This is a genomic window from Streptomyces sp. (assembly GCF_036566765.1).
Lineage (GTDB): Bacteria > Actinomycetota > Actinomycetes > Streptomycetales > Streptomycetaceae > Streptomyces.
Map to the genome: position 1 here is coordinate 1 of NZ_DATCVQ010000479.1, position 12,775 is coordinate 12,775.

Genomic DNA, 12,775 nt, shown 5'->3' on the forward strand with positions numbered 1-12,775 from the left:
GGCGGTGGGCGGGTTCGCGGGCGTCGCCGGGGTCGGCGGCGTGGAGGGCGCGGGTGCGGGCGTCGGGGCCGACGGGGTCGGCGGCAGGGTGGGGGCGGCCTGGTCGGGCGCGGCGGTCGGCGAGGAGTGGCGTACCCTCCCCCAGCCTTCGGCCGGGGGGACCCCCATGGCGTCGGGGACCCGCGGCGGCGGGGCGGAGACCGAGCGGGCCATGCCGCGGGCGACGGCCTCCAGGATCGTGCCGGCCAGCTCGGCGGGGCGCTCCAGGCCCTGGTCGGCGAGCATCGCGGCGAGCCCGCCCTGGTACCCCTGGCCCATCGCGCGGACCTTCCACGCGCCCTGGCGGCGGTAGAGCTCCAGGGCGAAGACCGCGGACTCGCTGTCGAGGCCGGTGATGGTGTAGCTGGCGATCTCGGCTCCGTCGAGGGCGGTGACGGCGACGAAGGGCGCGGCGAGGGCGCCGAAGCGGGCCGGGCCGCCGACTCCGACGGGCAGCGCGAGGAGCACCGAGACGCGGTGCACGGAGGCGGGCAGCGCCTCCAGGTCGACGGCGAGGCGATGGTCGGCGGCGGCCTGCTGGGAGACCTCGACGCCGGGCAGCGACGGCGAGCCGGGGTGGGCGATCCACTCGACGCCGGCGACCCTGCCGCCCTCGTCGCCGAGGGTGGCGCCGGCGACGACCGGATGACCGGCCGACACCCGGATCTCCAGGCGGTTGTCGGGCAGGGGGTGGTTCTGTCCCCGGACCAGCTCGGCCGTCATCGACTCGTTTCCCCTCGAAAGCTGTGGTGCGGTTCGGCTGTTGTGCAGTTCGGCTGCAGTGCGGATCGGTGTGCTTCGGGTCAAGCGGTGGTGCGGATCATGCGGGACAGCTCCCGGGGGCGGTGCCTCCGGGAGCTGTGGGTGCGACGGCGGTCCGCTTACAGGTGCGGCAGGATCGCCGGCATCAGGTCCTGGAACGTCCGGCCGTTGGCCGGGTTGCCCAGGGCGGTCATCTGCCAGCCGGCGCCGACACGGTGGACCTTCGCCATGATCTGCGCGGTGTACTGGCCACCGCCGTCCAGGGTGTAGCGGGCGAGCTCCTGGCCGTTCGACTCGTCGACGATGCGGCAGAAGGCGTTCTGCACCTCCTGGAACGTCTGGCCGGTGAAGGAGTTCACCGTGAAGACGATCTGGTCGATGTGGACCGGGACCCGCTGCAGGTCCACGAGGATCGCCTCGTCGTCCCCGCCCTGGCCCGCGCCGCCGACCAGGTTGTCGCCGGTGTGCTTGACGGAGCCGTCGTCGCTGACCAGGTGACGGAAGAAGACCACGTCCACCGGCTGCTTGTCGGCGAAGAGGACCGCCGAGGCGTCCAGGTCGATCTCGCGGGTGCGCGAGCCGAACAGGCCGCGGCGCGGCGCGGCCTGCCAGCCGAGCCCCATCCGTACGGAGCTGAGGCTGCCACCGTCCTTCTTCTCCAGGCTGATGGCCTGACCCTTGGTCATATTGACCGACACGCGCTGTCCCCTCTCGTTGCGTCCGCATGTACGTGCGCCGCCCCCGCGGCAGCCTTCCGCATGCGGTTGCCCAGAACCCTACGCAGGGGCAGTGACACCGCAGCAGCTCCGGTCCGATTTTGTGTCGGTCTTGCAACACATCGCACGGCCCGGGCGGCGGAATCCGTCAGGCGAGTCCCGCCTCCTTCATCTGGCGCAACTCCTTCTTCAACTCCCCCACCTCGTCCCGGATTCGGGCGGCGACCTCGAACTGCAGCTCCGCCGCGGCGGCCCGCATCCGGTCCGTCATCTCCTCGATGAGCGCGGCCAGTTCGGCGGCCGGCCGGTCGCCGAGGTCGAGTGTGCCGCCCTTGGCGCCCGCCTTGGCCCGCTGGGGCGCGTGCGCCGCGAGCGAGGGCACGGGGGCCTTGGCGCCCTTGCCCTCCTTCCCCTGGCGGTAGCCCGTGCCGAGGAGCTGCTCGGTGTCGACCTCCTCGCGGGCGATGGTGGCCACGATGTCGTTGATCTTCTTGCGCAGCGGCTGCGGGTCGATGCCGTTGGCCTCGTTGTACGCGATCTGCTTGGCGCGGCGCCGGTTGGTCTCGTCGATGGCCTTGTCCATCGCCGGCGTGATGGTGTCCGCGTACATGTGGACCTGGCCGGAGACGTTGCGCGCTGCGCGGCCGATGGTCTGGATCAGCGAGGTGCCGGAGCGCAGGAAGCCCTGCTTGTCGGCGTCGAGGATGGCGACCAGGGAGACCTCGGGCAGGTCGAGGCCCTCGCGGAGCAGGTTGATGCCGACCAGGACGTCGTACTCGCCGGCCCGCAGTTCGCGCAGCAGCTCGATGCGGCGCAGTGTGTCGACGTCGCTGTGCAGGTAGCGGACCTGGATGCCGAGCTCCAGGAAGTAGTCGGTGAGGTCCTCGGCCATCTTCTTGGTGAGGGTCGTGACGAGCACCCGCTCGTCCCGCTCGGTGCGCAGCCGGATCTCGTGCACCAGGTCGTCGATCTGGCCCTCGGTCGGCTTGACGACGACCTCGGGGTCGACCAGGCCGGTGGGGCGGATGATCTGCTCCACGAAGCCCTTGCCGCGGGAGAGCTCGTAGGTGCCGGGGGTGGCGGAGAGGTAGACGGTCTGGCCGATCCGCTCCTGGAACTCCTCCCACTTCAGGGGGCGGTTGTCCAGCGCGGACGGCAGCCGGAAACCGTGGTCGACCAGGGTCCGCTTGCGGGAGGCGTCGCCCTCGTGCATCGCGCCGATCTGCGGCACTGTGACGTGCGACTCGTCGATGACGAGCAGGAAGTCCTCGGGGAAGTAGTCGAGGAGGGTGTTGGGCGCGGAGCCGGGCTCGCGGCCGTCGAAGTGCATCGAGTAGTTCTCGATGCCGGAGCAGGAGCCGATCTGGCGCATCATCTCGATGTCGTAGGTGGTGCGCATGCGCAGCCGCTGGGACTCCAGCATCTTGCCCTGCTTGTCGAGCTCGGCGAGCCGGGTCTCCAGCTCGCGCTCGATGTCGTTGATCGCCCGCTCCATGCGCTCCGGGCCGGCCACGTAGTGGCTGGCGGGGAACACGTACAGCTCGCGGTCCTCGCTGATGACCTCGCCGGTGAGCGGGTGGAGGGTTGACAGCGCCTCGATCTCGTCGCCGAACATCTCGATCCGGACGGCCAGCTCCTCGTAGACCGGAAAGATCTCGATGGTGTCGCCGCGGACCCGGAAGGTGCCCCGGGTGAACGCCAGGTCGTTGCGCGTGTACTGGATGTCGACGAAGCGGCGCAGCAGCTGGTCCCGGTCGATCTCCTCGCCGACCTTGAGCGGGACCATCCGGTCCACGTACTCCTGCGGGGTGCCGAGGCCGTAGATGCAGGAGACCGAGGCGACCACGACCACGTCCCGCCGGGTGAGCAGCGAGTTGGTCGCGGAGTGGCGCAGCCGCTCCACCTCCTCGTTGATCGAGGAGTCCTTCTCGATGTAGGTGTCCGACTGCGGGACGTACGCCTCGGGCTGGTAGTAGTCGTAGTACGAGACGAAGTACTCCACCGCGTTGTTCGGCAGGAGCTCGCGGAACTCGTTCGCCAGCTGGGCGGCCAGCGTCTTGTTCGGCGCCATGACCAGCGTCGGGCGCTGGAGGCGCTCGATCATCCAGGCCGTGGTCGCCGACTTTCCGGTGCCGGTGGCCCCGAGCAGGACGACGTCCTCCTCGCCGGCGCGGATGCGACGCTCGAGGTCGTCGATGGCCGCGGGCTGGTCGCCGCTGGGCTGGAAGGGGCTGACGACCTCGAAGGGCGCCACCGTGCGTTCGATCTTGGAAACGGGCCGCATGCAACCACCGTACGACCCCCCACTGACAGTCGGGCCCCGATCGGCTCAGGGCCCGGGCGTCACCAGTCCTGGGGGCGGTGTCCGTCCCGCCGCGCGATGCGGGCTGAGGGCCGGCGGGAGGTCCAGTTGGCGGGCTCGCCGTAGGCGGGGGCGGAGCGCGGGGCGGGCAGCCCGGGCCGCGGCGCGGTGGGGCGGCCGGAGGGCTTCTGCCAGTCCGGTTCGCCCATCACGAGCAGCGGGTCGAACATCACCACGACCGCGGCCAGGACCAGGAAGACCCCCGGGCCGATCAGCATGGGGAGCAGCAGCGAGGCGGCGGTGTCCCCGCCGCCGGCGGGCTGAGTGCCGTGCAGGTGGACCCGGACGGCGGCCATGGCGGTGTAGTGCATGCCGCTGACGGCGAGGCCCATGACCAGGCTGGCGCCGAGGCTGGCCAGGAAGCCGTGCACGGAGACCGCGGCCCACAGGGCGCTGGTGGCCGCCACGACGGCGATCAGGACGGACAGGGCGACGGTGAGGGTGTCGTACTCCACCCGTCCCTGGAGCCGCATGCCCGCCATGCCCAGGTAGTGCATGGTGGCGACGCCGAGGCCGGTGATGGTGCCGCCGGTGACCAGGGCGAGCGGGGTGGCCCCCCGGTAGCCGACGATGAAGATCCCGATGCCGACCATGACGATGGCGACGGCGAGGCTGGCGAAGGTGAGGGGGCGGTCGTAGCTGATCGGGGCCTGCCGGACGGAGAAGCCCATCATGGCGATGAAGTGCATGGTCCAGATGCCGGTGCCGATGGACGTGGCGCCGAGGGCGAGCCAGCCCGCCTTGAAGCTGTCCCCGTTGCGCAGGGATCTGGTGGTGCAGCGCAGTCCCAGGGCTCCGCCGAGGCACGCCATGAGATAGGCGGCCACGGGCGTGACGAGGCCGTAGCTGAATCCGTCGACCGAGCCCTGCATGACTGTGTGTCCTCCCACCACTCAACGGCCCTGCGGCCGAAAACCGTCGGTACGGCTGTGTCCCCCACCCGGGCGAGATTATGGCGCTCCGGGCGGCTGGCAAACATGTGCGGGGTGATTCACCTGCGCCGAGACTGCGTCCTGATGCGGTCTGGGCGGTTCCGTTCCCGTTCCGGCCAAGCTTTGCGGGCCTGTGCCGAGCAATGGCTGCGCGGCTCAATTTCGTCCGCGATTCAACGATGCGAGGAGTTGCCTTGTCCGCACGTCCCGTCGCCACGATCGCCGCGGCGCTGCTGGGCATCGGTGCGCTGCCGGCCCCCGGACCCTCCGTCGCCCACCACGGCCGACCTATGGTGATCGCGCATCGCGGCGCGTCCGCCTACGCCCCGGAGAACACCCTCGCCGCGGTCGACCTGGCCGATGAGCTGGGCGTCGGCTGGGTGGAGACCGACGTCCAGCGCAGCAAGGACGGCGAGCTGGTCGTCGTCCACGACGCCGGCCTGGCCCGGACCACCGACGTCGAGCAGCGCTTCCCGGGCCGCGCTCCGTGGAAGGTGAAGGACTTCACGGCGGCCGAAATCGCCACCCTGGACGCGGGCAGCTGGTTCGGCGGCCGCTGGGCGGGGGCGCGGGTGCCCACCCTCAAGGAGTATCTGAACCGGGTGGACACCCACCACCAGATGCTGTTCCTGGAGATCAAGAAGCCGGAGCTGTACCCGGGGATCGAGGCCGACACGCTGCGCGTGCTGGACGAGGAGGGCTGGCTCGACCGGCACCACGTCAGGCGCCGGCTGGTGATCCTGAGCTTCCGCGCGGCCACCGTGAAGGCGGTGCACGCGCGGCGGCCGGACGTCACGACCGGGTTCAACGGCGCCCCGGCCGTCGCCGACCTGCCCGCGTACGCGGCGTTCACCGATCAGATCAACCCCGCGGTCGGCACGGTCGACGCCGCGTACGTGGCCGCGGTGCAGGCCCTGAACGGCGCGCACGGCCGGCCGCTGCGGGTCAACGCCGGGACGGTGAACGACGCGGCGGGCGCGCGCCGGCTGGCCGGCTTCGGCGTGGACGGGATCTTCTCCAACAACCCGGACGTGGTCGCGGACGCCCTCGACGGCGACTGATCGCCGCATTCCCGCCTTCGGCCGCCCGTTGTCAGTGGCCGGTCGTACGGTGGTCGGCATGGACAGCGAAGTGCAGTCGCCGCGCGTCGAGTGGGCGGTCGTGACCAGCGACATCGGTCCGCTGCTGCTCGCCGCGACCGACCAGGGACTGGTGACGGTCGTCTTCCACGCCGACGCCGCGATACGGGACCGGGCGCTGGACCGGCTGGCGGGGCGGCTCGGCGCGGAGCTCGTGGAGTCCGCGTCGGGCCGGCTCGCCGAGCCGATACGCCAGCTCGCCGCGTACTTCGAGGGCGGGCTGCGGGGCTTCGACCTGCCGCTCGACTGGTCGCTGGCCACCGGCTTCAACCGCCAGGTGCTGCGCGAGCTGGCATCGGGGGTGCCGTACGGGACGGTCGTCGGCTACGGGGACCTGGCCGACCGGGTCGGGCAGCCGGGGGCGGCCCAGGCGGTCGGGGCGGCGATGGGCGCCAACCCGCTGCCGGTGGTGGTGCCGTGCCACCGGGTGGTGGAGAGCGACGGGGGGCTGGGCGGCTTCGGGGGCGGCCTGGAGACCAAACGGCAGTTGCTGGCGCTGGAGGGGGTGCTGCCGCAGCCGCTGTTCTGACGGCGGGGCGAGGACGGGGGGACAGGGGCGGGCGGGGCGCGGGGGGGCGGATGCGGGCATACAGGTACGGGGTAAGGGTCTCGAAACCCCATATCGTCGCCGCGAGGCTCCTGACACACTGCGCCAGTGACCAACTCCTCTGATGCCACTGACGCGGCCGCGGCCGCGCGCATACCCAAGGCCACGGCCGCCCCCGTCACGCCCGAGGAACTGCCGGCGCTGCGGCGGCGGGTCCACGCCGTCCTGATCGCCAGCCAGATCCTCGGCGGGCTCGGGGTCGCCATCGGCGTCGCGCTCTCCGCGGTGCTGGCCAAGGAGGTCAGCGGCACGGAGGCGCTGGCAGGTCTGGCGGCGACCGCCGCGGTCGCCGGACCGGCGCTGCTGGCGATGCCGCTGGCCGCCCTGATGACCGCGCGGGGACGGCGGGCCGGGCTGACGCTCGCGTACCTCGTCGGCGCGGTCGGCGCGGGCGTGGTGGTGCTGGGCGCGGTCGTCGACAGCTTCCCGCTGCTCCTGGCGGGCATGGTGGGCTTCGGCGGGGCGTCCTCGGCGAACCTCCAGGCGCGGTTCGCCGCCGCGGACCTGGCGGAGCCGGAGCGGCGCGCCCGGGCGATCTCCACGGTCGTCTGGGCGACGACGATCGGCGCGGTGCTCGGGCCGAACATCGCGGCCCCGGCCGGCAAGAGTGTCGCCGGTCTCGGCATACCGGCGGCGGCCGGGCCGTTCCTGTGGGCGGCGGGGGTCTTCCTGGTGTCCGCCGTCATGGTCGCGGTGCTGCTGCGCCCCGACCCGCTGCTGACCGCCCGCGCCCTCGCCGGGCCCGAGGAGGCCGGTGCGGCGCAGGAGCGTTCGCTGAAGGCCGGGCTGCAGGCCGTACGGGAGTCCTCGCGGGCGCGCCTCGCGCTGGTCACCGTGGCCGCCTCGCACACCACGATGGTGTCGATCATGTCGATGACCCCGGTGGCGCTGGGCCACCACGGGGCGGGGATCCAGCTGATCGGTCTGGTCATCAGCGGCCACATCGCCGGCATGTACGCGTTCTCGCCGCTGATGGGCTGGCTCGCCGACCGGGTGGGCCGGCTGTCGGTGATCGGCCTCGCCGTCGGGCTCCTCACGGGCGCGGCGCTGCTCGCGGGTACGGCGGGCCCGAGCCACGCGCAGACGGCGGCGGGCCTGTTCGTGCTGGGGCTCGGCTGGTCGGCCGGTCTCGTCTCGGGCTCGGCGCTGCTGACGGACTCGGTGCCGCAGGCCGCCCGAGCCGCGGTCCAAGGCCTTTCGGACTTCACCATGAACACCGCGGCGGGCGTGGGCGGCCTGATGGCCGGTCTGATCGTGGCCAAGGCCGGCTACGGCTGGCTGAACGCCGTCGGCGCGTGCCTGCTCCTTCCGATGGCGGCGCTCGCGGTGCGCGGCGCGACCCGGAAGACGGCCCCGAGCGACGCCTGACAGAACGCCCGAAGCAATGCCTGACCGCCCGTCACCGGACCAGCACCGGTGAGGACGCGCCCCGTACGAGAACGCGCGGGGCGCCCGAGCCGTCCGCCGGGCTGGTCCACACATCGCCCGCGTGACCGTAGGCGAGCGTGCGGTCGTCGAGCCAGGCGGCCTGGTCGTCGATGCTGCGGCGGTCGGCGAGCGGCCGCTCGCGCCCGGTGCGCAGTTCGAGAACGTACAGCCGCCACGGCGTCGCCGGGTCGTCGGACACCTTCTTCTTGAAGGCGATCCGGGCGCCGTCGGGCGACAGGGACGGGCACTCGGCGTTCGGCCGCAGCGCCCGTGCGGACCAGGCCCGCAGATCGCCCTCGACGAGGTGCGTCCGGCCCTTGGCAGAGACGGTCGCGTAGAAGCGGTTGTCGTCGCGGGCGAAGGTCACGCCCCAGTAGTTGACGTCGGGGGCGTGGTGGCGGCGGCCGTCGATCGTCAGCGGGATCTGCTCCATGTTCTTGATCAGATAGCCGGTGCGCAGATCGAGGATCGACGTGCGGGTGGAGAAGGCGGAGCTCGCGTACGAGTCCCCGGTCGCGAACATCGTCCAGGACAGCACCTGCCCGGAGGCGGAGACGCGGGCCCGGTTCGGGATGCCGGGCAGCGCGATGCGCCGGATCTCGCGGAGCTCGCGGTCGAGGACGATCGCGTACGCCCGGGCCGGGACGCCCGGACGCCGCCGCAGGCACAGGGCGGTGGGCCCGGCGGCGTGGAAACGGTCGCATACGGGGCCGCCGGCCACCCGGTTCCGGCCCCGGGCCAGGGCGACCCGCCCCGTCGCCGTGTCCCGGACGAACAGCCGCTCCCCCGGACCGTCCAGGGTGAACGCCCCCTCCCCGCCCGCCACGGCCCCACCTCCGTCGGCCCGTTGGGCGGCCCGCAGCGTGTACCCGGCGGCCCCGCAGCCGAGCAGCAGGACGGCGAGGACCAGCGCCCACAGGCGGCCACGGGTCATGACGCATCCCTTTCGGAGGACGACGAGGACGACGAGGACGACGAGGACGGCAGCAAGAACCCGGCGCAGCCCACGGCGGCCGCCAGGGCCGTGAGCGCGAGGGCGAGGGCGGTACCCGGCCCCCACACCGTCCACGCGGCCCCGAAGCCGGTCGCCGCGACCAGCCGCGCGAGCGCCTGGACGGTCTGGACGACGGCGAGGCCGCCGGCCCGCCGCCCCTCCGGCAGCAGCGGACCGGCCAGGGCCATCAGGACTCCGTCGGTGGCCGCGTAGAAGACTCCGAGCAGGGCGAGCAGTACGAGCACGAGGACGAACCCCGCCGCGCCGCCACCGCCGGGGACGAGGAGCAGCAGCGCGTACCCGGACAGCAGGGTCAGGTGCCCGTACAGGAACGGCCGGCGCCGCCCGATCCGGTCTGCGAGCCGCCCGGCCGGCACGGCGAGCAGCAGGTAGACGGCGGCCGCGCCGAGCGGCAGCAGCGGGAACCACGTCGCGTCGAGGTCGAACCGCCGCTGGAGCAACAGGTAGACGAACGCGTCCCCGACGGTCGCCGCTCCGAGCAGCGCGGTGGCGACGAGCAGCCGCCGGAACGCCCGCGCCGACGCCGGGGGCATCCCGAACAGCCCTGAGCCGACGGGCCGCGAGCGCGCCGCCCTCGACACGTCCGCCGCCCTCGCCGCGTCCCCCGGTACCGCCGCCGCCCACACCAGCACCCCCACCAGCCCCACAGCGAAGCTGACGACGAACACCGCGTCGTATGCGTCCGCCGTGACCCACAGCAGGGCGAACGCGGCGAGCGGCCCGAGCAGCGCGCCCGTCGTGTCCATGGCGCGGTGGACGCCGAAGGCGCGCCCCAGTCCGTCCGGCGGGCTGCTCAGGGTGATGAGCGCGTCCCGGGGCGCGGTCCGGATCCCCTTGCCGAGCCTGTCGGCCGCCAGCGCGGCGGCGATCCCGGTCGCGGCACCACCGGCGAGGAGCAGCGCCAGCCGGGAGCAGGCGGACAGCGCGTACCCGAGTCCGGCGACCGTCTTGGGCCGGCCTGCGCGGTCGGCCAGCTGCCCGCCGAGGATCCGGACCAGGGCGGTCGCCCCGTTGAACAGCCCGTCCAGGAAGCCGAACTGGAGTGGCGAGAGGCCGAGCCCGAGGACGAGATAGAGCGGCAGGACAGCGGTCACCATCTCGGAGGAGACGTCGGTGATCAGGCTGACCGCGCCGAGCGCGAGGACGGTCCCGGAGACGCGCCGCCGAGGCCCCGAGGGGGCGGACGGCGCGTCCCGGCGACCGGTGGTCGCGAGGTACATCAGTGGCAGGTGTAGGTCGGGCCGGAGTCCTTGACCGAACCGTCCGTGCCGACGTACTGCCAGGTGTACGTCGTGTCGGTGAGGTCGAGCTTCAGCACGCCGTACGGTCCGCTGATCCGCTTCTGGCTGTTCGGCTGGACGGTCTCGATCGGGTACGGCTCCGCCCCGCCCATGCCTCCGACGATCTCGACGATGCCGTCGGCGGCGGCCCGCCCGTACGGGTCCTGGCGTGCGAAGCGCTCGTAGTGGTGGTCGTGGCCGTTGAGGACGAGGTCCGCCTTGGCCGCGTACAGGATCTTCCAGACGGGCTGGGACACCGGGTCGTTGCCGTGCCCGCCGGAGGAGTACAGCGGATGGTGGAAGTAGGCGGCGACGCAGCGCTTGGCGTTGCGGGCGAGGTCGTCCTTCAGCCACTGGAGCTGCGCCGGGTCGTCGAAGGAGTTGGAGTCGAGGGCCACGAAGTGCCAGCCGCCCTCGTCGTAGCTGTAGTACGGCTTCCCCTGCGGGTAGGCGATCGCGCCGAAGTACGCCTTGTAGCCGGCCAGCGGTCCGGCCGGGTCGTAGGTCTCGTGGTTGCCGGGGACGGGCCGGGTCTTCGCCTTGAAGGCGCCCCAGGTCTTGTCGTAGTAGGCCCTGAAGTCGGAGAGCAGGGCGTCGTCGTACTGGTTGTCACCCATGGTCAGGTACAGGCGCGGAGCGATCCGCTGCGCCAGGGCGGCCGTCTTGGGGTGGGCGCAGGAGTTGCTCGACGCGGTGCACTGGGCGGCGATGTCGCCGGCGGCGACGACGGTGAACGCGCCGGAGGGCGGCGGACCGGAGTCGAGGACTCCGTACACCTCCACCTCGTAGAGGGAGTAGCCGTACGGGGTGCCGCGCGCGGTCCCGTACACGCGGAGGTGGCGGCCGCTGCCGGTCAGGCCGGTCCAGTCGTCGGCGCCGCCGTTCCCGGCGGTCTCGGTGGCGAGCCGGGTCCAGGTGACGCCGTCGGCGGAGATCTCGACACGGTAGGCCTTGGCGTACGCGGCCTCCCAGCTGAGCCGGACGCGGCTGACGGCGGCGTTCGCGCCGAGGTCGACGCGGAGCCATTGCGGGTCGGCGCCCTCGGCGCTGGCCCAGCGGGTGGCGGGGTCGCCGTCGAAGGCCTTCTCGGGGCCGAGGGCGGGGTCCTCGACGGAGGACGAGGTCGCGGGCTTCCCACGAGAGATGAGCGGGTCGGCGGCGTCGGCGCGGTCGGGGAACCCGAGCAGGAGGCCGGCGACGAGGGCGAGAACGACGGCGAGGAGCGCGGCCGTGGCACGGCGGCGGGGTGGGGCGAAGGCGGTCAGGCGCATACCTGGACTCCCTGGCCTGGAGGGCGGCGAGAGCTGGACACCGGTGCGTGCGACACCCTCCGCCCCCGCCCCTGAGCGGTGGGCGGGCGCGGCGGTGCGCAGCGGCCGGGTCAGAGCTCTCGCTGAGCGCGTCACGCCCGTCCCCTCGGGGGAGGGGGACGGGCGCCGCGCCGAGCCGCTGCCGCGGATGCTAGTCGAAAGGAAAGTTTCCTACCACCCCTGTGACGACGGTGAGTTGAGGCTGCGGGGGGCCGCTCTGCGGGGCCTCAGAGGTTTCAGAGGCTGATGTGGTACGCCTTGCGGAGGGTCTCGTGGACCGTCCAGGTCGTCTTCTCGCCCTCCCGCATCACGGCCGCGACGCCCGGGCCGAGCTCCAGCGTGCCGCCGCCCTCGATCTCGACGGTCGCACGCCCGCTCACCACGACGAAGAGCTCGTCGGCCTCGGTGTCGGTCACCACGCCGGGCGTGATCTGCCAGAGGCCGCGCACCTGCTTGCCGTCGGCGGACTCCCACAGCACCTTGCCGGTCACGACCGGGTCGCCGGAGACGATCTGCGCCGGGTCCAGGGGCTCGGGCTCCAGCTCGGCGTCGGGGATGCGCACGGCGAAGGAGGACTGATCATGTGTCGTCATGGCGGGTGACTGTAGCCCGGAGAACCCCCTCCGACCAGCGCGTTTGCGCCGGGTCGGGCGTGGCGACGGAATCCGCGGCGCGGCCTGGGAGGGCAGGAGGCAGGTCACGGGGCACGGCACCCTGTGCGGGCCGGTCGGGCGGGTGTCGGAGCGACTGAATCCGTAGACGTGGCGGAAAGGGGTCGGGGGCCGACGCGGAGGACGCTTCGGGCAGACGCGGGGGACGTTCAGGCCCGCGCCGAGGGCCGTTTCGGGCCGACGCGGAGGACGCTTCGGGCCGACGCGGGGGACGTTTCAGGCCCGCGCCGAGGGCCGTTTCGGGCCCGTGCGGCCGAAAACAGCGGCCGCCCCGCGTGGTGCCGGAGGGCGACGGCGCAGGTCGCGGACCTCGCCTTTGGTGCGCCCAATGTTGCTCCGGGCGATGCCTCCGAGGCCCTGCCGTTCATGGCGTGGACCGGTCAAACTCGCGCTCAAAGCACCCAGTTGCTTCCCCCACCCTTGACTGGAGCGTGCGATGTCCTCCCCCCTCCGCCATGCCTCCCTCACCGCCGCCGTACTCCTCGCGGCCACGACCCTCGCGACCGCCGCCCCC

Annotated in this window: 11 protein-coding genes; 3 read left to right on the forward strand and 8 right to left on the reverse strand. The window is 72.9% G+C overall.

The window, feature by feature from the left end; genetic code table 11:
* The 4 genes from VIU94_RS28095 to VIU94_RS28110 form a co-directional block, all read right to left on the reverse strand.
* Positions 1-762 (reverse strand): TerD family protein (locus tag VIU94_RS28095; RefSeq protein ID WP_331915379.1); only part of this gene is annotated, 762 nt, incomplete at its 3' end.
* Between the two features lie 158 nt (positions 763-920).
* Positions 921-1,499, reverse strand: a complete 579-nt coding sequence (locus tag VIU94_RS28100; protein ID WP_331915381.1) for a TerD family protein — start codon at positions 1,497-1,499, stop codon at positions 921-923.
* A gap of 166 nt (positions 1,500-1,665) precedes the next feature.
* Complete coding sequence (gene uvrB, locus VIU94_RS28105) at positions 1,666-3,801, reverse strand: excinuclease ABC subunit UvrB (RefSeq protein ID WP_331915383.1); 2,136 nt, start codon at positions 3,799-3,801, stop codon at positions 1,666-1,668.
* Between the two features lie 59 nt (positions 3,802-3,860).
* The gene (locus VIU94_RS28110; RefSeq protein ID WP_331915385.1) at positions 3,861-4,751 is read right to left on the reverse strand and encodes an MHYT domain-containing protein; all 891 of its coding nucleotides are present in this window, start codon (positions 4,749-4,751) and stop codon (positions 3,861-3,863) included.
* 254 nt (positions 4,752-5,005) lie between these two features.
* Between VIU94_RS28110 and VIU94_RS28115 the strand changes: the two genes are divergently transcribed.
* The 3 genes from VIU94_RS28115 to VIU94_RS28125 all read left to right on the forward strand — a co-directional run bounded on the left by VIU94_RS28115 (position 5,006) and on the right by VIU94_RS28125 (position 7,925).
* The gene (locus tag VIU94_RS28115; protein WP_414721029.1) at positions 5,006-5,872 is read left to right on the forward strand and encodes a glycerophosphodiester phosphodiesterase; all 867 of its coding nucleotides are present in this window, start codon (positions 5,006-5,008) and stop codon (positions 5,870-5,872) included.
* Positions 5,873-5,930: 58 nt separating this feature from the next.
* Positions 5,931-6,479 (forward strand): methylated-DNA--[protein]-cysteine S-methyltransferase, encoded by a 549-nt coding sequence (locus VIU94_RS28120; RefSeq protein ID WP_331915386.1) that lies wholly within the window; start codon positions 5,931-5,933, stop codon positions 6,477-6,479.
* Positions 6,480-6,605: 126 nt separating this feature from the next.
* Entirely contained in the window at positions 6,606-7,925 is a 1,320-nt protein-coding gene (locus VIU94_RS28125; protein ID WP_414721030.1) for an MFS transporter, read from the forward strand.
* 31 nt (positions 7,926-7,956) lie between these two features.
* On the opposite strand, the gene VIU94_RS28130 is transcribed toward VIU94_RS28125, so the two are convergent.
* The 4 genes from VIU94_RS28130 to VIU94_RS28145 form a co-directional block, all read right to left on the reverse strand.
* Positions 7,957-8,919 carry a TolB family protein gene (locus tag VIU94_RS28130; RefSeq protein ID WP_331915388.1) on the reverse strand — a complete coding sequence of 321 codons (963 nt, stop codon included), beginning with the start codon at positions 8,917-8,919 and terminating at the stop codon, positions 7,957-7,959.
* Positions 8,916-10,220 carry an MFS transporter gene (locus tag VIU94_RS28135; protein WP_331915390.1) on the reverse strand — a complete coding sequence of 435 codons (1,305 nt, stop codon included), beginning with the start codon at positions 10,218-10,220 and terminating at the stop codon, positions 8,916-8,918. Before VIU94_RS28135 ends, VIU94_RS28130 begins: the two co-directional genes overlap by 4 nt.
* The gene (locus VIU94_RS28140; protein ID WP_331915392.1) at positions 10,220-11,551 is read right to left on the reverse strand and encodes a discoidin domain-containing protein; all 1,332 of its coding nucleotides are present in this window, start codon (positions 11,549-11,551) and stop codon (positions 10,220-10,222) included. Before VIU94_RS28140 ends, VIU94_RS28135 begins: the two co-directional genes overlap by 1 nt.
* 275 nt (positions 11,552-11,826) lie before the next feature.
* The gene (locus VIU94_RS28145) at positions 11,827-12,183 is read right to left on the reverse strand and encodes a cupin domain-containing protein (RefSeq protein WP_331915394.1); all 357 of its coding nucleotides are present in this window, start codon (positions 12,181-12,183) and stop codon (positions 11,827-11,829) included.
* Between the last annotated feature and the right edge of the window lie 592 nt (positions 12,184-12,775).